The following is a 26334-nucleotide window of genomic DNA, read 5'->3' as shown; positions in this document are numbered from 1 at the left end:
TAGGTAAACCGCATTGTCTTTTGATAATGTGGTTTCTTTTTTATTTATTAATAAAATAGTTGAATTGTACGCATAATAAAGGAAATTTGGTCATCTGTCTGGGATAAATGGAGGCGCTGTATGCAAAATAAAATTTTAAAAAACCCAGTATTTCTTATTTCTAGTGGAGCAATTTCTCTCTTAGTTATTATCGGAGCAACGATACCAGAAAAATTTAAGAACGTAGCAAACAGCGTATTTCATATGACAACGGATTATTTTGGCTGGTTTTATTTAATGTCAGTCTTTATTATCGTTATTTTTTTATTTGGCTTGGCCATTAGCAAATATGGTACCATTCGCCTTGGATCGGAAGATGGTCGCCCTGAGTTTAGTTTTCTAACTTGGATTTCCATGCTCTTTTCAGCTGGACTTGGTGTCGGTTTGGTCTTCTGGGGAGTAGCTGAGCCAATGAGTCATTATTTTTCACCACCTTTTAGCTCTACGGAACCTTTAACAACAGATGCTGCAAGACTTGCCATGGGCTATTCATTCTTTCATTGGGGTATAAGCCAATGGTCAGTGTATACTATTATGGGATTGGTCATGGCCTATGTACAATTTAATAAAAAACGAAATTTATTAATCTCTACAGCTTTAGAGCCAGTCACTGGTTCTAATCGTATAGTCAAAAATACGATTGATATTCTGGCAGTTATTGCTACAGTTATGGGTGTAGCCACGTCTATTGGCCTCGGAGTTCTACAAACAAATGGGGGATTGAAATTTGTCTTTGGCTTGCCAAATACATTTGTTATACAAATATCTATTATTGCCATTATGTTTGTAGGCTATATGTTTTCTTCTACGACAGGTCTTCAAAAAGGGATTCGTATTTTAAGTAATGTTAATATGGGCCTTGCTATTGTTCTGTTGCTTTTTGTATTTATAACAGGCCCTACAGTATTCATTCTAGAAACTTTTACATTAGCGGTAGGGGATTATATTTCAAATTTTATTCAGTATAGCCTTCGAATGCAGCCATATGTGGGGGGAACTTGGGTAAAAGATTGGACTATTTTTTATTGGGCTTGGGCTATTGCTTGGTCTCCGTTTGTAGGATCATTTATAGCTCGTGTATCTAGAGGTAGAACGATTCGAGAATTTATTATAGGGGTTTTAATTATCCCACCCCTTATTGCCTGTTTTTGGATTGCAGTCTTTGGTGGTACTGCCATGTGGTTTGATTTACATGAAAATGCACATATAGCTGAAGCGGTTAGTAATGATGTTACAATTGCACTTTTTCAAATGCTTGAACATTTGCCATTATCACTGTTAGCCCCAGTTATAGGCATAATGTTAATTTTTACTTTCTTAATCACTTCTGCTGATTCAGCTACATTTATTATGGCTAGCATGACGTCCAGAGGTTCTTTAAATCCCACAATTTTATCAAAGTTAGTATGGGGTGTTTTAATGGCAGCTATTTCAGGCGTTTTATTGTACACAGGGGGTCTTGAAGCATTACAAACGGCCTCGTTAATCGCTGCATTACCTTTTACAGTAGTTTTACTTTTATTAATGATTTCGTATATTAAGATGATGAAGGAAGAGATTATTCCTCTTAAGAAAAAGGATATCCAACGTTTGAAAATAGCGAGAAAGCATATTGAAAAGGAAGCAAAAATAAAAGACAAACATACTAAGTAGTAGGCCGTATTAGAAATAATACGGTTTCTTTTTGTTTTAATATACATTATTATGAATAAAAAACGATTAGGGGTGCTTTATGATGGAAATTGTGTTAGCAGAGTGCAAGGATGCCCCAGTAATACATCAGTTGATGCTACAGGCGTTTCAAGAATATGAAAAAGCTACTCCACCATCCAGTGCACTAAGTGAAACGGTGTATTCTATTGAGCAGGCAATGGAGCAAAGTGAACAAGCGTTTATTGGCTATATCAATAAACAGCCAGTTGCCATGGTAAGGTTTAAACTCAGTACAAAGGGGATTTATTTTTTTAGACTTTCAGTTATCCCAGAAAGACAAGGACAAGGTTTAGCTAAGGCACTAATTTCTTGGCTTGAACAAAATGCACTATCGAAGGGGATAACAATTAGTCAGTGCAAAGTACGTATGAGTGTTCCGCGTAATATTGAGTTATATCGTTCATTAGATTATGTTGTAACGAAAGAGGAAATGGTGAAGAATTGTAATGGTAACTCTCTAGTAATAGCAACAATGGAAAAGAAACTTTCCAATTAGGAGGAGTTTAATTGAGAAAAAAGCTTGGCTGCTTGCATGCTCATTATTCCAATATAGAATACATAGAGCACGCTTTTCAAAGCGCTGAAGACATAGAGATACTCCATTTTGTAGACCCTGGCTTTATACAGCACGTCTCTAAAGGTAGTGATGGTTTAGCACGTAAAGTTAAGGAGCAAATTGAATGGATAATTAACTGTGATGTGGATGCCATTTTAATAACGTGTACAAATTACATTGCCTTATTAGAAGGAGAAACTTTTTCTAATCCCCTGATCCCTATTATAAAGATTGATGAGCCCTATTTTGAAAGTATATGTAGTAAGCAACAGCCTCAAATAATTCTTTTCTCAAATCCAGCGACTGTTGAAGGAACGATGGCAAGACTTCACCAATATGCTAAGCAACGAGGAATATCAGTAGATGTAGAGGCAAAAATTATTGACCATACATTTGAGCTTATTATACAGGGAAAAAAGGAAGCCTATGATGAGACTATTTTAAGAACTGTACATACTTTATCAGCTGAGCAAAAATTTCTATCTGTAGCCCAGCTATCGATGGTGGATGCAGCACAACGATTTGAAGATCACACGGCGATTAAAATTCTCCATCCATTAAAGTCATTAGTTTCTATTGTAAAGAGTACGATAAAATGATAGTTCCATAATTTACAGAATTATCTGTAACAATATGGTTATAACAAACGTTTCATAAGAAAGGGGGATGTTATGAAACGAGTTGTATTTTTATGTATATTGCTATTATTTTTAGTGGGTTGTACAGATAAAGCAAATGTTACAATGCCAGAGGATCTACCTAATTTTGTACAAGAAAATGATTTTGCATTAGTTGATTGGGAGCATAAGGCAGAGAAATTTGGTGAAAGAGGCATTATTGGTAATGCTGATAAATCGGGTGTCATTGGCGCAGATATGCCAAGTTTAAGCATACAAAAATGGATGTGGCATCTATGGGGAATAGATAAAGTACGAGATACAGAATTAACGGTTATTGGATACCATAGAGACTCTAAAGTCATACAACCGATTTTAGTGGATGGTTGGAGCATAGGACTTGGAGGACCTGTTAATGGAGCAGATGCACATACACCTTCTCATGTGAAAATTCCTCAGTCTGGTGAATGGGCTATTCTACTATATACAAATGAAAAATACTTTGATACGTTGATATACGATATCCAGGAATAATAGTAAACCCTTATTTTGTAAGTATTTAAAATTATAAAATAAGGGTTTTTGATTGTTTGAATATGTATTGGGAAAGGAGGTGTATGTTGTGCGTATGTAAGCTTACATTGTGTATTGCTTTCATATTCTCTGAAATGCACAAGATGCTGAAGTCGCCATTCAGAAAGTATATAAAAATACGAAAAGCTATTGAACATAGATAATTACAGTGCATGGTTGTAGCAAGAAAAATATTAAATTGGTAATATAAAAAGTAAAATGGAGGTCAGCAATATGAGAGATTTACGTTATCCTATTGGACAATTCCAATTTCCTAAAGAAATGAATTCACAACAAGTACTAGAGTGGATTAATGAAATCCGTTTGTTACCAAAACAACTTGCAGAGGCATTAAGTGGTGCAAGCGAGCAAGACTTAGCAAAATCTTACCGTGAAAATGGCTGGACCGTGACACAGCTAGTCCATCATATTGCTGATAGTCATATGAATAGCTATATCCGTTTTAAGCTAGCGTTAACAGAGGATGTACCAACCATTAAGCCATACAATGAGGCAGAATGGGCACAGCTACCAGATTCTGAAATGCCAGTAGCAATTTCATTTAATTTGATTGAAAGCTTACATGAACGTTGGGTTTATTTACTGTCAAGTTTATCGGATGAACAATTACAAAGAGCCTTTAATCATCCTGATTCAGGCCTGACGACTCTTGAGCATGCAATTGGCCTTTATGCATGGCATGGCAAGCATCATTTGGCACACATTCAGAATGCTTTGGTTAAATAAATATGGATGTTTTATGAAAAAACAAGTGATTTCTGCTAATGAGGAAATCACTTGTTTTCATTTTTTATTTAAGTTTATTTTATACGATAGTAATACCAGCACTTGCGTTACCAGCAAGTGTAGCAGCAACTCCTGTAGTAGTCATAGAGAATACCATTAGTAAACGATCACCGGTACTTACAGGTACTGAAACGTTTGCACTACCACTTGCAATCGTACCTACAGCTAATGCTAATAATGGTAAAGCTGGTGCTAAATCAACAAATGCTCCAGTTGGGCTGAAAACGTTGCTTCCTGAAACTGCACGGTAAATTTGTGCTCTGACAGTCGCTGTTCCAGTTAGAGTTAAAGCAGCAGTTGCTGAGATTGTAGCAGAAATAGATGTAATTGTACCTGGACGTGGAACAGTAAATGCTTCTGTAGCAAGACTAGATGTTAAATCGATATTAACGCCAGCAAGAGCAACCCCTGGAACAGATGTACCAAATCCAACAAGACTTACAGTACCAACTAAACCAGTAGCAAGAGACACTAAAGCAACAGGAGTTATTCCTGATGAGAATGGGATAATAGAACCAGTAGCTACTGGTGGAGTAATACATGCAGCGTCAATTGCAACAAAAGGTCCCAGTGCAGTACACTCCCCGTTACCATGACGGTTACCTGAACAGCCACACATTGAGTTATTCAAACACATTTTTACACCCCCTTTCTTCATTATTCTATTCATTTCAGATTAGGGGTTAAGGGCAATTATCTATTTCACCTATAAATTCAATGATTTCTTAACGACAGCTTTTATTTGACACATAAATACATCCACTATGTATGTTTTGGCATAGTGGATGTTTAAGATAATGTTAACTCCATCTTTTAAAGAAATCGAAAAATGAGTTTTTTCCCTTTTTATGTTCTTCCTCAATCGGCTTGTTTACAGGTTCAAGTTGCATGATCTCTTCTTCAAAGGACGGATGAACCTCATAGGTTGCATCAGCATGATACACTTCAACATATTTTTCTGTTTCCAATGAAGGAGAGTGATCTATATCTGCAGGTTCTGCTACTGTTTCCGCAATGATTTGGTTGAGAGGCTCACTAGCTATTGCTTCAATGTCTTGACTAACAGGCTCGCTAGGTTGCTCCAAGATAACTCGTTCTATCGAGTCATTCGTTACAATGGGATTCTCAAGATTGTTATGTTCATTCTCAATTTTCACAACCTCCATAGGATTATTTAATGTTTCAGTTTTAGTGCTATCTGATTCATTAACTATAGAAGATTGTAAAGTATCATTCTCGATGTTTTCTTCGCTTGAAGCAGGCTGTACGACAGATGGATCATAAACACTTACTGGAACTTCCTTTGCATCCATGGCATTTTTAAAATGGAAGGTGGATTCAACTGTCGTGTTTCTGTATAAACCATTGTATATTTGGCTAGGGTGCGTATTGATCGATTGGAAATATTGCTGATTAAAATGCCGTTCTTCAGGTTTAGTTTCCGGTAGACCATTCTGAGGAGAGGGACCCCCGATATTTACATTTGGTTGGTGGTTTTTGGCTTTACCTGCCACACTTTGTAGTAGTCTATAAGAAGGTTGTGCTGATGTAATTGTAGTTTGATCTGCTGTCTGTGTCATTCTAGGTTGTCTAGGTAAAAGATTAGAATAAGCTTGAGCAGGCATGTCAATGGAGGGAGGTACGGTTTTTGTATCATTTCCTTTAACTGGCAATAATCTATTTAAAATTGATAAAATCTCTTGGTTCATTCCTTCAATGGTTTGATTCAAAGACTCAAGCTGTGTTGAAAGAACCTTAATTTGATCGTCGTATCCTTTTATATATGAATTTTGTTTAGTATCCAATGTCTCGGTAATCCCTTCTAAAAGGGCCATCTGTGTTTTTAGTCCATCAAACTCTTGCTTCATATAAAGGAAATCTTCAATTGACTCCCCCATTTTTAACGAGGTTAACGATTCTCTATAAGATTCAATTTTTTGCTTTAAATTTTCAATTTCTTGAGTGGTATACAATTTTGACTCTTCCATTGTAGTTCACCCCTTTCAGTCCATTATTAGTTTATTAAAAATATTAACTTTCTGTTACAAATATAACGGTTCTTTCAACATTTTGATTCCTATCGTTAATGAAGGAAGTGTATGAAAACGAATCTTGATTGATTTTAATAAATATCCAATGTAACTATTTGTTAGCCCATGCACTTATAGCTGAAAAACATATGCTACAAACGAAAGATAAAAATTTTATGGAGGTGTCAAAAGGATGCAAGAGCATATGCCATCCCAGGCGCAGGAACTAATCTGTATAAATGTTGATAAGGTATACGACTGGATTGTAAAAGAAATGTCGTTTGATATTTCACCTACTGGACCAATTACATTCCCAGGTGTTACAGCAACTACTGACTTAACAGGTGCTATTGTTACTTGTCGAGTAATTCCAGCAACTACAAATCCAATTGTGATTCTGAACCGTGAGAATCGCCAATTCTCTATTGATGGATCAACTGTTTGTCTGCAACATCTAAATGTTCAAAAGAACTTCATTCTAACAATTGTCGTTACTTTACCTAATGGTACTGTTTTCACAAGCAATAATATTCCAGTTTCTCGCTGTGAGCAAGTGACATTATGTGCACCAAAGGGAACAGACGTTGAAATTTTATACACAGATTTAGATTGCTTCGTTTGTACAACTGGAACACTTAGTGTTGGAACAGGTGCTGCAGCAGGTACAATCACGTTCTCTGCGTTGACAATTACTGTTGCTGTTTGTCAAAGTATTCAATCTACATTCCCAGTTACTGTGGAATTTTTAGCAACTTTCTGCGAACCAAGAGCAGACTTACCATTCTCATGTCCAACTGCGGTTCGTCCACAACAATGCCCAGTTATTTTCCCAACTGTTGGTTAATTGTGATAACAAAAAGAAGAAAGTCATACTATGAAGAGAGGGTAATCCTCTCTTTTTTTAATGGAAATAACAAGGAGGTTTAAAGTGGCAGATCGTATTGAAGACAAGATACAGGCACTAAAGGAACAAACAAATGCCTATGTTCATGAAATTAAAAGGTTGGTTGAGGAACTGACAATTCCGAATAGGATTAACCTCATTAGTTATTTTACAACTTCGTTAAATATTTCTTATGATCCTGAGCAAGAGAGCTTATGTTTAGGCTCCTATCATATTCGTAATATTGGTAGTGCAGCCGTTACGAATCCATCTCTGTGCATAACAATACCTAAGGATTCACCGTTTTACTTCTCTGGGAGATATGTTCATGAAAATTTCACCCCCAACTTTAAGACACAGGGGCAGAGTCAGTGGGAGCGATTTAATGACAAATCAAGCAAAGAGGAGTATTGGCTAAGACCAGTTGGAAAATCAACAATCGAACCGAATGAAACCATTTCATTTACCAATTTTCAAATAAAATGGTCCCATAATTTATCATATTCAGGCACGATTATGGGTTTTACATATTGCGATCAGCTCACAGATGGTGTTGTTGTTTTAAATCCAATTAATCTAAATGGAATGGGCCAAACACAGGAGGAAGACAATGGGTGATAATGAAAAACAAGAGTTTGGTAGTGTAATTCAGCAATTAGTGAAGGAACAGCTAAGTCGTCGTAATGAACAAGATAATAGCTTTGCCTTTCTTGAAAAAAGTACATTACAGCTTTTAATTGCCTCCCTTGTTTCAGGTGAAAAGAGCCAAGTTGAACAAATAAAAAATCCACAATTAGAAGGAAAGTGGATGAAGCAGCTAGATGAATTACTAGAGGAAACCAAAGAGCAGTTTGAAGAGGTGGTCGATTTACTAAAAAGATATTCAGGTTAGGGGGTGTGATGATGGACAATGATATTGTGAAAAACAATGATCCAATACAGCTCCAACAAATGATTATTTTTTTACGGGCTGAATTAGCTAAGTATAAAAACGAAGTAAAAAAACTGAGAGATAGTGATTATTACGCTTTAGTACTCCGACTTGAACGAGAGAATGTACAATTAACAAGGCTTAGAAAAGATCTTTCTATGGAGCTATTAAAGTTGAAGAGAGACTTTGACAAGGACTTGCAAGCTTACGATGAAGAAATTCAGAAGAGAGAAGCGCAAAGAAAAAAACAAATTGAATCCATTGAGGCATTATTAAAGGAATTGGCAGAATTGCGAGCTGAAAATAAGTCATTGAAGGACAAAATTCATGCGTCGAATGATGCTTCAATTGATACAAATCATAGGTCAATTATTGAAGGCATAGATAAAAAGTTAAGTGACTATACAGCTACAGCAGATAAACATATGGAGAATATTATAGAGACACTAGAAAAATATCATCGTGAGAAAGTAGAATCGGACAGCCTTCACCAACATTTATTAAGTGAGTTAGAGATGAAAAATTTGGAAATAGAGAGATTGTCAAATGAATTAGATGTATTGAAAAATCAATCTGATGGTAGCGGCACATCAATGAAACAAGGAGTTCATATTGATGAGCAAATAGATTTTAGATTACGCATGCTCGATGAATTAGATCAGAAATTGAATGAACTAGCGTTAGAAATCAATAGAAAGCAGGTTTAGCTGTGAAAATTTGATAATGACTGTTTCAAAAGTATGCCTTTGAAACAGTCATTTTTTCGTTGATTCGATAGGGAAGCTTCTAAGAAGGGTCCAACCGCTCCCATAGTAGAGGAAGGCGCTCCTAAAAAGGCCACAACCGCTCAAGAAATAGAGGAAGGTGCTCTAAGGCAGACCGACCCCGCTCCAAAAGAAGAGGAAGGCGCTCCAAAGCAGGTCGAACTCGCTCCAAAAGAAGAGGAAGGTGCTCCAAAGCAGACTGAACCCGCTCCAAAAGAAGAGGAAGGCGCTCTAAAACAGGTCGAACCCGCTCACAAAGAAGAGGACACCGCTCTAAAACAGGTCGAACCTGCTCACAAAGAAGAGGACACCGCTCTAAAACAGGTCGAACCCGCTCCAAAGGAAGAGGACACCGCTCCAAGGCAGACCGAACCCGCTCCAAAGCAGAACAACCCTGCTCCAGAAGATCTTATCTTGACCCCTATTCCAGCAGCATTACTTTGTCTCTCTATGCAGGGTTACACGTTTCAGGCGAGGGGAGTATTTTTTTAGCTCCAATCTTTCAGGATGATTGCGTTTATTTTTAGTCGTAATATAGTTTTTATCACCTGTTTCAGTGCAGGCTAGTGTTACTTGTACACGCATTCAGGGACCTCCTTTTAAATAGTAATTATTACGATTTAAACATTATATTTCTCACAGGATATTGTCAAGTTTATTTTTACAAGTAATAAAAAGCTTTGCATTTTCAAAAGTTATATGATTTAATTACGAATTGTAAATAGTAATGATTACGATTTGAGGAGTTGTAATAATGACAAAGAGAATTCCTGTTACGGTATTGAGTGGATATTTGGGTTCTGGTAAGACAACAATGATGAATCATGTATTGCAAAACAAAAAGGATTTACGTGTCGCTGTTATTGTGAATGATATGAGTGAAATTAATATTGATGCTGAGCTTATCGCAAATGGTAGTGGTATATCGCGTACAGAAGAGAAGTTTGTGGAGCTTTCCAATGGTTGTATTTGCTGTACATTACGAGAGGATTTATTGCAGGAGGTGGAACGCCTTGCGAAGCTAGGTAATATTGATTATATTTTGATTGAATCGACGGGGATTAGCGAGCCGATTCCAGTTGCACAAACATTTAGTTATTTAGATGAGGAGCTCGGCATTGATTTAACAAAGTTTTGTCAATTAGATACGATGGTCACTGTCGTAGATGCACACCGCTTTTGGCATGATTTTCAGTCAGGAGAAAGCTTATTGGAACGGAAGGAAGCGGTTGGTGAATTAGATGAGCGCGATGTTGCGGACCTGCTCATTGATCAAATTGAATTTTGTGATGTCCTTATTTTAAATAAGTGCGATTTAGTATCAGCAGAGGAACTTGAGCGATTAGAGCGTATTTTACGTGCATTACAGCCTGAGGCGAAGCTAATACGTACAACAAATGGTGTTATCGACCCACTTGAAATTTTAAATACAGGACGCTTTGACTTTGAACGTGTCTCCGAATCAGCTGGTTGGTTAAAGGAGTTGGAGCTTGGTCATGAAAATCATACCCCAGAGACAGAGGAGTACGGGATCTCTTCCTTTACCTATAAACGTAAAAGACCGTTCCATCCGATGCGCTTTGTTGAGTGGTGTGATCACATGCCAGATTCAATAGTGCGAGCGAAGGGGATTGTTTGGAGTGCAAGACATCAGGATGTTGCGCTATTATTATCACAAGCGGGGGCATCTGCAAAAATTGAACCCGTGTCTTATTGGGTAGCAGCTCTACCACAAGCACAGCAGCAGGATGTATTCCAGCAAAGCTCTGAAGTATTGGAAGATTGGGATGAAGAGTACGGAGATCGAATGACACAACTTGTTATTATTGGCATTGATCTAGATCGAGAAAGCATCACTAAACAGTTGGACAGCTGTTTGTTAACAGAGGAAGAGTTTCATGTCCCTTGGGAGCGACTACAAGACCCATTTAACTGGGAATGGCATTAAAGAAGAAAAGAAGATTTCGGTTAAGACTCCGAAATCTTCTTTTGAAATACACGATTATAATTAGTAGCATCTCGTAATGCTTTTTCTTCTATAGGTATTCGGACAGAAAGCATTGTAATATTTAATAATGTAAAACAAAATGCCGTAAAGTAAGCCTGAAACATGAGAGGTAGTAAAAGGATTTCCAAACAAACTACCGCATAATTAGGGTGGCGCATATATTCATATGGCCCTTTACGAACAACTTGTGCATCAGGTAAAATGAGAATTTTTGTATTCCAAAAAGTTCCTAAAGAACGAATACACCAGATCCGTAATGCCTGCACGGCTATAAATAATATAAAAAATAATGGAAATAAGGGCGAGATTCCGTTGTTATTTGTAGTGATTTCCACCATTAAAAACAGAAAAAAGCTAATATGCATGGCAACCATATAAGGATAGTGTGAAGCACCTACTTCATAGGCTCCTTGTGAAAGCATCCATTTTTCATTGCGCTTAGCAATGACAACCTCTGTCAATCTTTGTAGAACGACAAGGGTAAAAATAAGATAGAAGATCATGTTACTCCCTCCAGTTTAATAATACAGCTTCTGCACAAAAACCAGGGCCAAGAGCTACGAGCAAGCCTGTATCCTCCACTTGTCCTTCATGTAACATAAATTGCTCTAATACATATAACACTGTTGGTGATGACATATTGCCATGTTGCCGCAATATTTCCCGAGAAATGTCGGTTTTTTGGGGAGATAAATAAAGTGTATCTTCATATGCCTTTAATACCTTTTTTCCTCCAGGATGCGCAATGAAATGAGTAAGTTGCTCGCTATACAGTCCTTGATCCATTAAAAATTGTTCAATGAAAGGTCCGAGCCAATTGGTAATAATAGAAGGAATACTTTTTTGAAAAATAACATGAAGCCCGTTATTTTTCACATCCCAACCCATCACATTTTCTGAATCTGGCATCCATTTTGACCCTGTAGCTAGAATATCAGGGGTTGGTCTTTTTGTTTCGATAGCTACTTTATCTCCACAAACAAGTATACATGCCGCACCATCTGCAAAAAGGGAAGCACCGATTAAATTGCTTTTAGAAAAATCATTTGGCTGAAAAGTGAGGCTACATAACTCGACACAAACGACAAGCACCTTTGCTTGTGGATGGGCTTTGCAAAAATCATAGGCTCTACTTACACCAGCAGCTCCTCCTGCACAACCAAGTCCCCATAAAGGAATGCGTTTAAGTCGATCTGAAAAAGAAAGCTTGTTCATAACACGTGCATCAATGCTAGGTGTTGAAATTCCTGTACTACTAACAAAAATGATGGCATCAATTTCTTCAGAAGAAATAGGTGTGAACAAAAAGGAATTATTTTTCAAACATGATTGAATGACACTTACACTATATTGTGTAGCTAACTCAATATATAAATTATTACGTTCTTCAAAGGAGTGATTCGTACGATGCCATTCGGGTGGCACACAAAAATGACGTGTGTCGATGCCACCATTTTCAAAAACCTTTAAGTAGCGCTCTAGTTTTGGAATTTTTGCATAGAAAAGCTCTTTCGTTAGTTCCTCTGCGTTTTCTTGCTGTAATGTGTAAGGTGGTTGATATGTGCTAATTGAAATGATTTTAGGCAACTCAACATCTCCTCGCATTTAGTGGTTTTTTCATTGTATGCGTGGATGATTGGAATAAATGCTTATAATATTATAATTGACAATTTCTGAAAATTTAGCTATATTGATAACAACTAAATGGAAAGTAGGTGATGTGACATGATGAATAGATCTGTAATTAGCGAACTGCAATTCGGTTTGTTCAATTTCACACGCCTAAAATATACAAAGTGACGCCGTGCTATAACTCGGGGTATTTGTGTATCTTTTAAACGTGCCTGTGAAACCTTGTAACTGCCGAATTGCAGCTACAAGGTTTTTTTATCGTAGTTTAAAAAATGCTAAATTGCGATATGGCCTCTTGCGGATGACATAGAATTTTTCGCTGAGGCATCATTGATATGCACGTTTAGGAGGAAAATAAATTGAATTTACCAACATTAGGATTTACAACATATTTTGAAGAGCAAGTGATAGAAATGAAAAAGCAGGCTAAATTAAAGAATTGTGTGCCTGCAAGGGTTACTTTAGAGCATAAGCATTCTTATCGCGTGTTAGCTGAAGAGGGAGAATGGCTGGCGACAATTGCTGGTCATTATGCGTATACGTCTTTAGCTCGAGAGGACTATCCAGCAGTTGGTGATTGGGTGCTAGTAGAGAAAATGCCCGGTGAGGAACGAGCAATTATTCATCAGCTATTGCAACGAAAATCGGTATTTTCACGTAAAGTTGCAGGAACGGAAATTCAAGAACAGATTGTCGCATCAAATGTCGATATCGTGTTACTTGTTATGAGCTTGAACGCTGATTTTAATATTCGACGTTTGGAGAGATATTTAGTGGCCGCTTGGGATTCAGGTGCAAAGCCTATTATTGTCCTGACAAAAGCAGATTTGTGCGAGGATGTTTCGAGCTTAGTGCAAGAAGTGGAGTCTGTAGCCTTTGGTGTAGATATTTTTGTAACGAGTGCTCTATCCGGCGAAGGTCTAAAGGAAATTCAGTCGTTATTCACAGAGGGAGTCACTGGAGCATTATTGGGGTCTTCAGGAGCAGGAAAATCCACATTAACAAATGCCTTATGTGGGGAGGTACTGATGAAAGTAGCAGGTATTCGTGAGGACGATGCTAAGGGACGTCATACAACAACCCATCGAGAGCTAGTAGTATTGCCTGCTGGTGGCTGTTTAATCGATACGCCAGGGATGCGTGAGTTTCAATTGTGGGATCAAGGTGATAGTTTAGCTTCAAGCTTTCAAGATATTGAGGAACTAGCAACAGCTTGTCGTTATCGTGATTGTACGCATCAAAAAGAGCCTTATTGTGCTGTCCAGCAAGCTATTGTAGATGGGGACTTAGATCAATATCGTCTACAAAGCTATTTTAAGCTGCAAAGAGAATTGGCTTACATGGAGCGCAAAGCAAATACCCAGGCAAAACTTGAGGAGCAACGCAAGTGGAAGCAAATAGCTAAGGGAATGAAAAAAGGGAAAAAATAAACATTGGGAGCACAGCTATGACAATTCAAAACATCAATCATTTACTGTTTTCAGTATCTAATCTAGAGGAATCCATCACATTTTATGAAAAAGTATTCGATGCCAAGTTGCTAGTAAAGGGGAACAGCACAGCCTATTTTGATGTAAATGGGCTGTGGCTCGCTCTTAATGTTGAGAAGGATATACCGCGCAATGACATCCATCAGTCCTATACGCATATTGCCTTCACAATCGCTGAAGATGACTTTGATAAGATGTATGACAAATTGGTGCAACTAAAGGTCAATATTTTAGCAGGTCGACAAAGAGATGAGAAGGACAAAAAATCGATTTACTTTACGGACCCAGATGGTCATAAATTTGAGTTTCATACAGGAACTTTGCAAGATCGTTTGGATTATTATAAGCAAGAAAAGCCGCATATGGCGTTTTTTGATAATTAATCAAGGAGTGATTCTATGAATAAAGCGTTTATTTTTGATATGGATGGCACATTATTTCAAACTAATCTTATTTTAGAGCCTGCGCTCGATGCAACATTTGATGTGCTGCGGACAAATGGCTTGTGGCAGGGCGAAACACCGATAGAAAAATATCGAGAAATAATGGGGGTTCCTTTACCGGTTGTGTGGGAAACATTATGTCCTATGCATACGCTAGAGATACGAGAAGAGAGCAATGTATTATTCCATGTAAAGCTGGTTGAGCAAATACGTGGACATAAGGGTGCATTGTATCCACATGCTGAGCAAACTCTTGCAACATTGTCAGAGAATTATCCGTTATACATAGCGAGTAATGGACAGGTCGACTATTTACAAGCAATCGTTGAAACCTATCAGTTGAAGCGTTTCATAAAGGGTATCTACAGCATTCAAGCTATTGCAAGTGGGCATAAATCAGACCTGGTCAAAAGAGTTGTAGATGAAAATAAAATTGAGTACGGAGCAGTGGTAGGAGATCGTTCTTCGGATATCCAAGCTGCACAGGATAATCAATTACTATCGATAGGTGTACGCTTTGACTTTGCACAAGACAGGGAATTAGAAAAAGCAGATATAGTAATCGATGATTTAACTGCATTGGTAAATGTTACATTAGATTAACGCACGAAAGTGTATCAAAAAAGGGACGATTTAACGACAATCATTGCATTTCCTCACAAGAAGGCGTAAAATGGTGCCAATCCTATAGACAAAGCATTGAAAAGGAAAAGTAAATTGGATTAACATTTTGTAGAGAGCCTCTGTTGGTGGAAATGAGGTAAATGAACCCTTTTGAAAATGACCTTTGAGCTTCGTACCGAAAGCTTTTTAGCCAGTAGATTACGACGAGATGGGCACTCGTTACAACAGCGGCAGTATCTCTCTTTTTGAATGGAGACGTACTGATAGAGGCAAATAGTGTGAGCTATTTGTAAATATAGGTGGTAACACGGGTATACTCGTCCTAATCAGATTTGATTAGGGCGATTTTTTTTTACCATTTTTTCTGTGAGGGGAGCAATTTAGAATGACGATTGTTATTGGAGGCGCTTGGCCGTATGCAAATGGCTCTTTGCATTTAGGGCATGTTGCCGCATTATTACCAGGTGATATTTTGGCTAGATATTACCGACAAAAGGGTGAGCAGGTTTTATATGTATCAGGTAGTGATTGTAATGGTACACCTATCTCTATTCGTGCCGCGCAAGAGAATACAACGACAGAGGCTATTGCCAATCACTATCATGATGAATTTACTAGATGCTTTCATGATTTAGGATTTACCTATGATTTGTACACAAGAACGGATGCGGAGCACCACCATGAATCCGTTAAGGCCCTTTTTTTACAGCTACTGGCTAATAATTTTTTATACAAAAAGAAAATTGAACAGGCTTACTGTGAGACGGATAAGCAATTCCTACCAGATCGATTTGTCGAGGGGCTCTGTCCAAATTGTGGAGCGAAAGCAAGGGGAGATCAATGTGATAACTGCTCAGAAATTTTAGACCCATTGGATTTAATTGATAAGCGCTGCAAAATTTGCGGGAATGAACCTGTTATTCGGGAAACGGAGCACTTTTATTTTACCTTTAGTCAATTTCAAGGAAGATTGGAGTCTTATTTAGCTCAAGCGAAAGCCGAGAAACGCTGGCGAGACAATGCTTTAGGGTTGACGGAGCGATACTTGGCAGAAGGAGTTCCTGACCGAGCAGTAACAAGAGATTTACCGAATGGCATAGATGTTCCAGTGCCAGGTTTTGAAGGGAAAAAAATATATGTATGGATTGAAGCTGTAGCAGGGTACTTAACAGCAAGTTTAGAATGGGCAAAAGAGCATCAAATAGCCATTGAAGATTTATGGAATGAAGAGACCATTTCATACTATGTACATGGAAAGGATAATATTCCATTCCATACAGTTATTTGGCCAGCCATTTTAATGGGAATTGGATCTAAGGCATTACCTACCCATATTGTATCAAATGAGTATTTAACATTAGAAAAACGCAAATTATCTACTAGTCAGAATTGGGCTGTATGGGTTCCTTATATTTTAAGTCGTTATGATGCGGACTCTATCCGTTACTTCTTAACGATGAATGCGCCGGAAAATCGTGATACTGATTTTTCATGGCGGGAATTTATTTATAGCCATAATGGTGAACTACTCGGAGCCTATGGTAATTTTGTAAACCGTACATTGAAGTTTATTGAAAAATCATTTGCTTGTCGGGTTCCACAAGCTGAGGTGGATAGCGACATTCGAAAACAAACCGTACAATTGTTTAATGAAGCGGGTATTCTTATCGAAGGTGGCCATTTCAAACAGGCGTTAGAGTCCATTTTTGAGTATATTCGCGGAGCTAACCGTTATTTTGATGAACATCAGCCATGGCTACAGGTAAAAGAAAACGTAGAGGCATGTAATCGTACATTAGCAACTTGCGTCTATATCATTGCGAATTTAGGGCAGCTGCTGCATCCCTTCTTACCGTTTTCAGCAAAGAAAGTAAGAAACATGGTAGGTATAAATGAAATGATGTGGCATGAGCAAGTAGAGCTGCCTCAATTAATTCAAGAGGTGACGCCATTGTTTGAACGTCTTGATATTGAACGAATTGATGAGGAATACCAAAAATTAGTTAGGGATAGTCACTAGGATTGAAAAAGCAGTATGACTCATGGGCCATACTGCTTTTATATTTTCATTTAATTCATAACAGGTGTTAATTTTGTCACTACAATGCTATTGATCGCATTAATATAGGCTAGAGCACTTGCCTTAAGAATATCTGTATCCGCTGCTTTTGCAATATACTTTTCGCCTTCGTGTTCAATCGTGATTTTTACTTTACCTAAAGCCTCTTTGCCTCGTGAAACACTATTGATATTATATTCCACTAGTTTTACATCCATATTTGTAATTTCTGCAATCGCTGAATACAGGGCATCGATTGGGCCAGAGCCTACTGCACTAGCTTTAAAGATTTCGCCGCCTTTACGAACCTTAACACTTGCAGAAGGGAAGCTTGTATTGCTGACGACTTGTAGATCATCGAAATCAAAGAATTGTTCACTATAATGTGTAGCATTTTTATTATTGGCATCATGTTTTTCATAATAGCTTTCAACAATAACGTATAAGTCGTGATCATATACTTCTTTCTTCGCATCGGCTAGCTTTAAGAATCCTTCAAAAATACCTTCAAATTCCTCTGTAGAAAGATTAGTAAACCCTAATTTTTCAAGAGCATTTTTCACTGCATGGCGACCAGAGCGAGCTGTTAGTACTAGCTCCATATCATCAAGACCTACATCCTCAGGATGGACGATTTCATAAGCATCACGAGATTTTAACAAACCATCCTGGTGAATACCAGAAGAATGGGCAAATGCATTATCTCCTGTAATGGCTTTATTGACCTGTACATCTAAGCCCATAAAGCTAGAAACAAGACGTGAAGTATTCATAATTTCTTTTGTATTAATACGCGTTTCGGCATTGTATACGGAGCTACGAGTTTTAAGTGCCATGACAACTTCTTCTAATGCAGCATTACCTGCGCGTTCGCCGATACCATTGATTGTACATTCTACCTTATCTGCACCATTTTTAATAGCAGCTAGCGTATTAGCCGTTGCCATTCCAAGATCATTGTGACAATGAACACTTAAAAGAACGCTATCGTCTAAGTTTTTCATACGGTCATTTAATTTAAAAATCATCTCTCCAAATTCCTCTGGTTCTGCAAAGCCTACCGTATCAGGAACGTTAATCATCGTTGCGCCAGCTCTCATAACAGCTTCAATCGTTTTCCAAAGATATTCAAAGTCAGAACGAGATGCATCCTCTGTGGAATATTGAACTTGTGGTAATAATGTTTTAGCGTATTTCACAGCATCCACACCAATTTGTAAAATTTGGTCTTTTGACTTGCTGAATTTTTTCTCCACATGGATATCAGATGTTCCTAGTACCATGTGAATCATCGGGTTTTGAGCGTATTTCACAGCATTATAGACAGCATCGATGTCAGCTTTTACAGCACGTGCTAATGCTGTAATCATAATGTCGTTTGTGTTGCCAACCTTTTCAGCTACAGCTTTGACAGCATCAAAATCACCTTGTGAAGAAGCAGGGAATCCAGCTTCGATAATATCCACACCCAATTTTTTCAGCTGCTGTGCAATTTCTACTTTTTCATAAAGATTTAGCTTTGCTCCAGGCACCTGTTCGCCATCACGTAAAGTTGTATCAAACACCCAAATTTTTCTTCCCATTTTCAAACACTCCTTTTTAGTGATTAGTATCTAAAATTTACACGTAGGCCAATAAGTCATTAAAAAATAAAAAAACCCGTCTCTATGTAAAAATAGAGACGAGTTTATGCTCGCGGTACCACTCTAATTGACCTTCTCTTTATAGAAAAAGTCCCCTTATCGACAGCTATCACTGTCTATCCTGTTAACGGGGGAAACCGACATCCCTTACTAAAAAGTTCAGGGAGTAGCTCATGGACGAGTTCAAAATGTGTGCCTACCGATTTACACCAACCATCGGCTCTCTACAAGTACACAACCACTTTTACTATTTCCAATCTTGGCCTGCAATGTGTTGTTGAAAGCAATATTACTTGGATATTAACTTCCTGTCAATAATATTCTAAAAATTTATTTAATTCTGTCTTAAGTAATATCTATCTTATTAAATATTTGATATTTAGTGAAGTGTAGAAGAAAGCACTAAAAAATGTATTTTCTGTGAGATAATAATGAAGTGAGTTAGCATATGAAAGGTAGGAAAATCATGAAATTTGTCTTTGATTTAGATGGTACTATTTGTTTTAAAGGTAAGCCATTAAGTGAAGAGATCACTAATGCATTGGAGGCATGTAGACGGCTTGGACATGAAGTCATTTTTGCCTCAGCCAGACCGATACGTGATCTACTACCTGTATTACCGGAATCGATGCGAAAATATCCAATGGTAGGTGGGAATGGCGCATTTATTGCTCGTGATGGTGAAACAATTGAGGTAACAGCATTTACTACAGAAGTAGCTGACGCAATTCGCCAGGTTATCACAGCTTTTCAATTACCATACCTAGTAGATAGTCATTGGGATTATGCTTATACAGGTAGTGAGGATCATCCGATTTACCAAAATATAGATCCTTTAAAAGCAGCTAAAAAGGTAGCCTTGCAGGATATTAGAGACATAGTAAAAGTTGTTTTATTTCCTGGTGAGAATGTTGATGCTGTATTATCTGAGCTACAAAAACTTCTTGTTTGTCTATATGAGCATACATCAGAAAATATTGTGGATATAAGCCCTTATGGCATTGACAAGTGGAATGGCTTATCTAAATTGGGTGTTGAGGCAGGGGAGTTTATCGCCTTTGGCAATGATGCAAACGATGCTTCTATGTTTTTGAAAGCTAAGGAAAGTGTTTGTGTAGGAGGGCATCAGGTACGTGAAAAGGCCTCTTTACAAGTTGCGAGTGAGGAAGCTGCTGTTATTGAGATGCTTGAGATGTTAGGCGAAAAGTATAGCGGAAACATAGCAAATAGAAATACATAAAACATGAAAAAACTGCTCATTTTCTAGAGGCTATAAACCTAAAGAAAACGAGCAGTTTTTTATTCTACCTTAAAACGAGAGACTTGCGTGTGAAGCTCTTCTGCCATATTTGAAAGTGTTGCTGCTGAAGCTGCTACTTCTTCGATAGTAGCTAATTGTTCTTCAGAAGCAGATGCAACATTTTGTAAATTAGATGAGGACATTTGGGCAATAGTTGCGATTTCATCAAAGGAAGCATAAATTTGCTCTGCACTGGAGGACATCTCCTCAGACACTGTCGTTGCTTCTTGAATTTGCATGGATACTTGCTCAATAAGCTCCACAATCTTAGAGAAACCTTCTTCTGCTACCTTCACTACTTGCATACCAATTTGAACCTCTTGAGTACCAGTATCCATCACCGTTACAGCACGGTTTGTATCCTGCTGTATTTCAGAAATCAAGGTAGCGATTTGCTCAGCGGATTTTTTTGATTGCTCTGCTAGCTTTTTCACTTCATCTGCAACGACTGCAAAGCCACGTCCGTGATCGCCTGCACGGGCTGCTTCAATTGCTGCATTAAGTGCTAATAAATTTGTTTGTTCTGCAATATCGGTAATAATGCCAATGATATTACCAATTTCAATGGAATGTCCGTCTAAATTTTTAACAACACTTGCTGACTCTAAGACAGCCGTATTGATTGTAGTCATCTGAGATATTACACGATGTAAAGAATCATTCCCTTTCTTAGCCTCTGAATTTGTCTCGATTGCCAGTTCAGAAACAGCCGCAGTAGTAGAAGCTAATTGTTGTATACCTTTGGTCATGTTTTTCATGGCTTCTGAGCTTTCAGTTGCATTTTTCCCTTGAGCCTCTGAGCCACTAGCAACCTCTTGAATAGAAGAAGTGATTTGCTCTGTAGCCTGTATAGTTTGATCTGCACTGGCTGTTAACTCAGCAGCAGAACCACTTACTTGTACAGTGTTTTGGCGTACATTGGTAATTAAATCCTTTAAATTTGCAGCCATTTGATTAAAAGCAAGCGCTAAATCACCCACTTCATCACGATTCTTTATGCGAATTTGTTCAGCTGTTAAGTCACCCTCAGCTATTTTTTTCGCAGCCTTGGCCATGCCGTTAATTGGGCGAGACATTAGACTACCAACCACCATAGCAATTATCAGACTTATGACAACAGCAAAGACCCCAAGTAGCATCATTTGGAGTTTGATATCTTGAATTTGGCTTGATGTAGCAGCCATTTTTCCTTCAACATACTCATTTTGATAATTAGAAAGGTTTTCAACACGCTCGTCGAATTGTTTAATAATTAAGCGTCCTTGAGTGCTGTCCAATTTTTCGTACTTTTCTGTTTCTCCAGCAGCTTTTAAGTCAAACATACGATCTGCAAATTGTTGAACACTTTGCTCACTTTTATTAATAGCTTCAAGTAGCTTAATTGATTTTTCTGAATCCAAAGTAGCCATTAATTCTTCTGATTTTTGTTTAAATTCCTCGCGTGAGGCTTGATTGCTTTGAAAATTTTGTTTGTCTCCAAGTAGTAGGTAACCACGCATGCTGACAATTTCCTGTTTTGCAATCACCCGTAATTCCTGAATACTTATAGATTTAGTAGTTTGTTCCTCCAGTAATGTACGATAGGTCTTATTCACAGAATCAAGCTGTTTTATATTTAAGCCGATTGTTGTAACGAGTACTAAAATAACTATAAAAAAACCGAGTAATAATTTCTTGTAGATAGTAAATCGCATAGTTGAAATATCCTTTCTCAGTAATTAGTAGAAATGTTACAAAATAATGAAATATGTATATATATCATTTATATCAGATTATATGGATTTTACAAAGTATTATGAGTATTTCTACTGTAATTAGTAGTTTGAAAATGGGTATTATTAATATATGAAGTAATAAAAAAAGTAGATTTTATAGCTATAATGCTACTAATAATAGGGATAGTTAATGGTGAATGTTGAATATTAAGTCAATTTTCATAAATTTTGAAACTTTAATAGTAGTCATAACGTAGAAGCAGTAAAGGAAAAAAACAGGGGTGGAGAAAATGTTTAGGCCAATTTTAAAGTTACCTAAAACAAAATCAGAAAAGATATGGGACTATATTGGTGGTAGTATATTTATTTTGTCCATCTTTTATATTATATTGGCCTGGGGGAAGTTGCCTGATGAAATACCTGGTCATTTTAATGGGATGGGTGAGGTTGATCGCTGGGGTTCAAAAATTGAATTATTTATTCTTCCATTCATCGGTTTGTTTTTATGGATTGTAATGGGCCTTCTAGAAAAAGCACCTCATATGCATAATTATCCAGTACGTTTAAATGAAAGTAATGTAAAAGCATTTTATTTGAATAGCAGAAAAATACTAAATGAAGTGAAAAATATCTGTCTCATTTTATTTGCTTTTATATCGGTTCAGATGGTTCGTATTGGTCTTGGTGAGGTAAATTCATTACGCTGGTGGTTCCTACCCATTGTATTGATAGGTGTATTGATCCCAATCATTAAAGGGTTTATAACAAGCTACAAAATAAAATAGTGAGTCTTAAACGCTTAGGATACCCTTAAGCGTTTTATTTTTGTGAAAAAAATTTTTTATGTGTCACAAATGGCTGTTGATTTCAGTTATATAGGCGAGGATGGGAAGAAACAGCTTTGATGGTACGAAATAAAAGATTTCTCTAAGTAACCCGATGACATTCAGGATCTAAATAATATTTTTAAAATTTCTTTTCTAGTGTCACAAACTTCTATTAATTTCAGTTATATAGATTGGAAAGGGGGGAACAACTTTGACTGCACTAAATCAATCAAAAGAGCGGGCTGATATAGATATTCAATCCATTGTGGAGCAAGTTCAATCAGGTGACACACGTGCCTATGCAGAAATCATTCGTTGTTTTCAAAAGCAAATTTATATTTATTGTTACTATATGCTAGGAACCAAAGAGGAGGCGGAGGATGCTTCACAAGATATTTTTATTAAGGGATTAGAAAATATTCATAAATTTTCTTATACGGTTTCCTTGTCAGCATGGCTTTATAAAATTGCCCACCATCATTGTATTGATGTCATAAAAGCCAAAAATAAGGGCTATAAATTTTGGCTAAATCTGAAGCAAGAACAGGTGAAGCAGACGCAAGTTCCGATACCTGAATATGATGAAATGGTACATAGGCTATTGGAAAACTTACATGTAGATGAAAAAAGGATTTTATTACTTCATTCTATTGAGGAGTATAGCTTTGATGAAATTGCTGCCATTATGGATATGAAAGCAGCCACAGTAAGAAAAAAGTATGAACGATTACGTAAAAAATTGATGAAGGAAAATATGTTAGGAGGGGATATTTATGGACACTCGTTCAAAACTGGAGGATAAGGAGTTAGATCAGATAGAAAGGTTTATTCGAGAAACACCTATAGAAGTTGATTTAGTTAATCGTACTATGAACAAATATGAAAATAAACGTAACTCAAAGCAGCCAGAAAGTTTTAGAACCCATAAGAAAATGCGCCAAAGAGTGATGATGATGACAGCCTCTGCAGCAATGATTTTTAGTCTGGTATTTATCACTGGCTTAATTTCACCAACGATGGCAGCAACAATGAAGGAAGTACCAGTACTATCATCAATTTTTAAACTTGCGGGTGATTTAGGTCTTAAAACTGCTGATGAAAAAGGACTTTCAACGAAACTTCATACAAGTGTTACTAAAGATGGTTTTACATTAAGTGTATCTGAAGTAGTGTATGACGGTACACGTGTTTCAATTGCTATTGAACGTCTTCAAACAGAAGGTGAATTTTCAAAAAGAAATTTAATAGAACAAATCAGTGATATCGAATTGTTTATAAATGGTAATTCTGTTGATTCTTTTGCTGCGAATGATTCTAATTCTGTCCATCCTATGATACACAATGGTAAAGATAAAGATTCTGCTATTATTGAGTTTTCGGATTTGAGTAATCAGGGAGGAGCTTCTTTCCCCGAACAATTTAATTTGACGTTATTTACTTCAATAACTGGCATAGAAGATCCTTTGAAAATTGATATTCCTGTGAAAAATAAAGTTGAAGACTATGTGACCTTACAACCTAATGTAAGTAGGAAATACGATAATATACATTTTACTGTTGAACAGATTCAACTGACACCAATAACAACAGGAATAACTACAAGACTCGTTTTAATGGATAACTCAACTTTCACACTACCTTTACTAACGATGGGTATAGATGTTTTTGATGATCAAGGTCGCAAACTTAAATTAATTGGTGGTAATGGTTGGCATGCTACGAATGGAAGCGATAAGATTACGGATTCTCGGTACAACCCGTTTGAATCTGTTCCAAAAACAATAACCCTTAAGCCGTATATATACCTCTTTGATGAAAATGAAATGGGTGCATTTCAAATGGATGAAAATGGTGAACCAAAGATTCAATATATTCCTGAACTAGAGGTTACACTACCTATTAATTCACAAAAATAAACATACTAACATTAGTAGTACAAACCAAGGCCATGGTTTGTGCTACTATTTTTTTATAGTAGAAGTGAAGAAAAGCCGACCAGCCTCTGGGACCATTTGTGAGTCCGTATATTAAACCGGCTAACTTCATGCCCTTATATGAATCAGTTTAGTATGTTGGGTCCAAGAGATCGTGTATAAGAAAGTGGAATCGATAAGGTACTGTGAAGGCTTCTATGATTGGTCAAAAGGAGAAGAATGAGATGAAACATGTTATTGCGTTAGATGTCAGTAAAGGAAAAAGTACTGTTGCGATTTATGATGGTCACCGCCAATGTGAATTCGAAGGTGTGCTACTTCATACACGCGGTGATTTTGAGCGATTACACGAACGAATAGTAGAGATGTCAAAACAAGATGGACAAGCACCAGCTATCGTATTTGAAGCAACAGGTACCTATTCAAAACCTATCGAAGCATTTTTCAAAGATTACGGCTACGCATACTGCCGCATGAATCCACTTGAAGCGAATTTACAGATGGCAACGATGCGTCGTCATAAAACCGATACTAGTGATGCCCATGAACTTGCGAAGACTCATTTTAAAATGGAACGCGAAATAACGTACATACAAGACGATTATTATGAACAGATGCGTGCACTGACTCGTTACTACGATGAAATTGATGAAGAAATCATTTTACTCAAAAGTAGAATGCATGCCATTTTACAGCTGAGTTTTCCAGAATTAGAAAAGCTGATTACACCGAGTTCAGCACTATTTTTAAATATTGTACAACTCTATCCACACCCCGCACTTTTACAAGCCCATTCAAAAACGATGATTAAAAATCGTTTAAAGGCCAATACGCGAAAAAACCTCTCGCTAATGCGTGCGGAGGCTAAAGCTATTACATTATTAGAAGCAGCTGAAAATAGTTACCCCGCGATTAAACCAACAGATATTCGTTGTGATCAAGCACGAGATTACGCAGCTCGCATTGCGGATTTACAAGAGAAGAAAGATACGCTTGTGAAACAGATGGTGGAATTGTCGGAAGGACGAAAAGAATATCTAGTATTTCGATCGATTCCTGGAATTGGCGATTCAACGGCGTGCCGATTAATTGGAGAGATTGGTGACATCCACCGCTTTCAAAATGCGAAACAACTGAACGCTTACGCAGGCATTGATATTATGCGGTACCAGTCTGGGAATATGCAATATCGAGACAGAATTAATAAACGAGGAAACAAACATTTACGAAAGATTTTATATTTTATGGTGTGCGCCATGCTTATGGCTAAAGGAAAACCGAATCATTTTGTGGACTATTACTACAAATTAAAAAAGCAACCTCAGAGGAAGCCTCATAAGGTTGCGATCATCGCCTGCATCAATAAGTTTCTGAAAGTGACATTTCAGTTACTGACGCATGGCATTCTTTACGATTATGAGTCCGCACTACCAGCTCAGAAATCGTAATCACCTACATAGAACTATATCATAATGACCTTTCGAAAAAAATAAAAATCGTCAGGTCTTTTTGGCGTATCTAAAAATGAGTGTGAAGTGATGAGGGATATCCCTCACCACTTCACACTCATAAAAATATAAATTATTCATTAAATAAAGTTGACTAATCGTAAGAAAATGAGGCTGGGACAAAAAGAAAAAATGTTAGACCAAGATATAATTGGTCTAACATTTTTTTGATTTAGGAAGGCATATTTAACTTCTTAAAGTGAAAAAGCTAATATCCATTTTTATTGTTTTTCAATAT

Annotated in this window: 26 protein-coding genes and 2 other annotated features; of the genes, 19 read left to right on the top strand and 7 right to left on the bottom strand. The window is 37.2% G+C overall.

The genetic code is table 11. From position 1 onward, the window contains the following. Positions 1–120 precede the first annotated feature (120 nt). The 5 genes from JTI58_RS06830 (at position 121) to JTI58_RS06810 (ending at position 4245) form a co-directional block, all read left to right on the top strand. Complete coding sequence (locus tag JTI58_RS06830) at positions 121–1692, top strand: BCCT family transporter (protein ID WP_205446005.1); 1572 nt, start codon at positions 121–123, stop codon at positions 1690–1692. 79 nt (positions 1693–1771) lie between these two features. After that, positions 1772–2248, top strand: a complete 477-nt coding sequence (locus tag JTI58_RS06825) for a GNAT family N-acetyltransferase (RefSeq protein ID WP_431844396.1) — start codon at positions 1772–1774, stop codon at positions 2246–2248. 11 nt (positions 2249–2259) lie between these two features. Next, positions 2260–2907, top strand: coding sequence for a hypothetical protein (locus tag JTI58_RS06820; RefSeq protein WP_205446004.1), 648 nt, complete (start codon positions 2260–2262; stop codon positions 2905–2907). Between the two features lie 72 nt (positions 2908–2979). Continuing rightward, positions 2980–3459, top strand: coding sequence for a DUF4871 domain-containing protein (locus tag JTI58_RS06815; RefSeq protein WP_205446003.1), 480 nt, complete (start codon positions 2980–2982; stop codon positions 3457–3459). Positions 3460–3732: 273 nt separating this feature from the next. After that, positions 3733–4245: a YfiT family bacillithiol transferase gene (locus JTI58_RS06810; RefSeq protein WP_004231770.1), complete on the top strand. Its 513-nt coding sequence runs from the start codon at positions 3733–3735 to the stop codon at positions 4243–4245. Between the two features lie 79 nt (positions 4246–4324). Here JTI58_RS06810 and JTI58_RS06805 read toward each other — a convergent pair whose 3' ends face one another. Together JTI58_RS06805 and JTI58_RS06800 are read right to left on the bottom strand one after the other, a co-directional pair. After that, positions 4325–4942 carry an exosporium glycoprotein BclB-related protein gene (locus JTI58_RS06805; RefSeq protein WP_205446002.1) on the bottom strand — a complete coding sequence of 206 codons (618 nt, stop codon included), beginning with the start codon at positions 4940–4942 and terminating at the stop codon, positions 4325–4327. Between the two features lie 163 nt (positions 4943–5105). After that, on the bottom strand, positions 5106–6293 hold the full coding sequence (locus JTI58_RS06800) for a hypothetical protein (RefSeq protein ID WP_205446001.1): 1188 nt from the start codon (positions 6291–6293) through the stop codon (positions 5106–5108). A gap of 235 nt (positions 6294–6528) precedes the next feature. Between JTI58_RS06800 and JTI58_RS06795 the strand changes: the two genes are divergently transcribed. The 4 genes from JTI58_RS06795 to JTI58_RS06780 all read left to right on the top strand — a co-directional run bounded on the left by JTI58_RS06795 (position 6529) and on the right by JTI58_RS06780 (position 8856). After that, entirely contained in the window at positions 6529–7179 is a 651-nt protein-coding gene (locus JTI58_RS06795; protein ID WP_004231775.1) for a BMQ_0737 family morphogenetic spore coat protein, read from the top strand. Between the two features lie 84 nt (positions 7180–7263). Beyond that, on the top strand, positions 7264–7836 hold the full coding sequence (locus JTI58_RS06790) for a hypothetical protein (protein ID WP_205446000.1): 573 nt from the start codon (positions 7264–7266) through the stop codon (positions 7834–7836). Next, positions 7829–8110 (top strand): hypothetical protein, encoded by a 282-nt coding sequence (locus JTI58_RS06785; protein ID WP_205445999.1) that lies wholly within the window; start codon positions 7829–7831, stop codon positions 8108–8110. The genes JTI58_RS06790 and JTI58_RS06785 overlap by 8 nt, the downstream gene beginning before the upstream one ends. A gap of 11 nt (positions 8111–8121) precedes the next feature. Continuing rightward, positions 8122–8856, top strand: a complete 735-nt coding sequence (locus JTI58_RS06780) for a hypothetical protein (protein ID WP_205445998.1) — start codon at positions 8122–8124, stop codon at positions 8854–8856. Positions 8857–9348: 492 nt separating this feature from the next. Here the strand turns inward: JTI58_RS06780 and rpmG are convergent, their stop codons facing one another. Then, complete coding sequence (gene rpmG, locus JTI58_RS06775) at positions 9349–9498, bottom strand: 50S ribosomal protein L33 (protein WP_205445997.1); 150 nt, start codon at positions 9496–9498, stop codon at positions 9349–9351. Between the two features lie 169 nt (positions 9499–9667). Between rpmG and JTI58_RS06770 the strand changes: the two genes are divergently transcribed. Then, entirely contained in the window at positions 9668–10861 is a 1194-nt protein-coding gene (locus tag JTI58_RS06770; RefSeq protein ID WP_205445996.1) for a GTP-binding protein, read from the top strand. Between the two features lie 20 nt (positions 10862–10881). On the opposite strand, the gene JTI58_RS06765 is transcribed toward JTI58_RS06770, so the two are convergent. Both JTI58_RS06765 and JTI58_RS06760 read right to left on the bottom strand, forming a co-directional pair. Next, a complete protein-coding gene (locus tag JTI58_RS06765; protein WP_205445995.1) occupies positions 10882–11424 on the bottom strand; it encodes an isoprenylcysteine carboxyl methyltransferase family protein in 543 nt (180 codons plus the stop codon). Position 11425: 1 nt separating this feature from the next. Beyond that, complete coding sequence (locus tag JTI58_RS06760) at positions 11426–12508, bottom strand: type III polyketide synthase (RefSeq protein ID WP_205445994.1); 1083 nt, start codon at positions 12506–12508, stop codon at positions 11426–11428. Positions 12509–12912: 404 nt separating this feature from the next. On the opposite strand from JTI58_RS06760, the gene rsgA reads away from it, so the two are divergent. The 4 genes from rsgA (at position 12913) to metG (ending at position 17130) form a co-directional block, all read left to right on the top strand. Continuing rightward, positions 12913–13983 carry a ribosome small subunit-dependent GTPase A gene (gene rsgA / locus JTI58_RS06755; RefSeq protein WP_205445993.1) on the top strand — a complete coding sequence of 357 codons (1071 nt, stop codon included), beginning with the start codon at positions 12913–12915 and terminating at the stop codon, positions 13981–13983. A gap of 17 nt (positions 13984–14000) precedes the next feature. Continuing rightward, positions 14001–14426 carry a FosM family fosfomycin resistance protein gene (fosM, locus tag JTI58_RS06750; RefSeq protein ID WP_205445992.1) on the top strand — a complete coding sequence of 142 codons (426 nt, stop codon included), beginning with the start codon at positions 14001–14003 and terminating at the stop codon, positions 14424–14426. 15 nt (positions 14427–14441) lie between these two features. Continuing rightward, positions 14442–15089 carry an HAD hydrolase-like protein gene (locus JTI58_RS06745; RefSeq protein WP_205445991.1) on the top strand — a complete coding sequence of 216 codons (648 nt, stop codon included), beginning with the start codon at positions 14442–14444 and terminating at the stop codon, positions 15087–15089. Positions 15090–15176: 87 nt separating this feature from the next. Then, positions 15177–15438 (top strand) — a binding site (T-box leader). 57 nt (positions 15439–15495) lie between these two features. Next, positions 15496–17130, top strand: a complete 1635-nt coding sequence (gene metG, locus JTI58_RS06740; protein WP_205445990.1) for a methionine--tRNA ligase — start codon at positions 15496–15498, stop codon at positions 17128–17130. 50 nt (positions 17131–17180) lie between these two features. Here the strand turns inward: metG and JTI58_RS06735 are convergent, their stop codons facing one another. Next, a complete protein-coding gene (locus JTI58_RS06735) occupies positions 17181–18752 on the bottom strand; it encodes a 2-isopropylmalate synthase (RefSeq protein WP_205445989.1) in 1572 nt (523 codons plus the stop codon). Positions 18753–18843: 91 nt separating this feature from the next. Continuing rightward, positions 18844–19082, bottom strand: a binding site (T-box leader). Positions 19083–19278: 196 nt separating this feature from the next. Here JTI58_RS06735 and JTI58_RS06730 point away from each other — a divergent pair. Continuing rightward, a complete protein-coding gene (locus JTI58_RS06730) occupies positions 19279–20052 on the top strand; it encodes an HAD-IIB family hydrolase (protein ID WP_243456342.1) in 774 nt (257 codons plus the stop codon). 59 nt (positions 20053–20111) lie between these two features. Here JTI58_RS06730 and JTI58_RS06725 read toward each other — a convergent pair whose 3' ends face one another. Then, on the bottom strand, positions 20112–21806 hold the full coding sequence (locus JTI58_RS06725) for a methyl-accepting chemotaxis protein (RefSeq protein ID WP_205445987.1): 1695 nt from the start codon (positions 21804–21806) through the stop codon (positions 20112–20114). A gap of 311 nt (positions 21807–22117) precedes the next feature. On the opposite strand from JTI58_RS06725, the gene JTI58_RS06720 reads away from it, so the two are divergent. The 4 genes from JTI58_RS06720 to JTI58_RS06705 all read left to right on the top strand — a co-directional run bounded on the left by JTI58_RS06720 (position 22118) and on the right by JTI58_RS06705 (position 26036). Further along, the gene (locus JTI58_RS06720; RefSeq protein ID WP_205445986.1) at positions 22118–22612 is read left to right on the top strand and encodes a DUF1648 domain-containing protein; all 495 of its coding nucleotides are present in this window, start codon (positions 22118–22120) and stop codon (positions 22610–22612) included. 253 nt (positions 22613–22865) lie between these two features. Further along, the gene (locus JTI58_RS06715; RefSeq protein WP_205445985.1) at positions 22866–23456 is read left to right on the top strand and encodes an RNA polymerase sigma factor; all 591 of its coding nucleotides are present in this window, start codon (positions 22866–22868) and stop codon (positions 23454–23456) included. After that, on the top strand, positions 23428–24570 hold the full coding sequence (locus tag JTI58_RS06710) for a DUF4179 domain-containing protein (RefSeq protein ID WP_205445984.1): 1143 nt from the start codon (positions 23428–23430) through the stop codon (positions 24568–24570). Before JTI58_RS06715 ends, JTI58_RS06710 begins: the two co-directional genes overlap by 29 nt. A gap of 242 nt (positions 24571–24812) precedes the next feature. Beyond that, positions 24813–26036, top strand: a complete 1224-nt coding sequence (locus tag JTI58_RS06705) for an IS110 family RNA-guided transposase (RefSeq protein ID WP_205444362.1) — start codon at positions 24813–24815, stop codon at positions 26034–26036. Positions 26037–26334: the final 298 nt, after the last annotated feature.

The organism is Lysinibacillus fusiformis (genome assembly GCF_016925635.1).
GTDB classification, from domain to species: domain Bacteria; phylum Bacillota; class Bacilli; order Bacillales_A; family Planococcaceae; genus Lysinibacillus; species Lysinibacillus fusiformis_F.
Note: the sequence above shows the minus strand (reverse complement) of the source record. Positions and strands in the feature narration are given on the sequence as shown.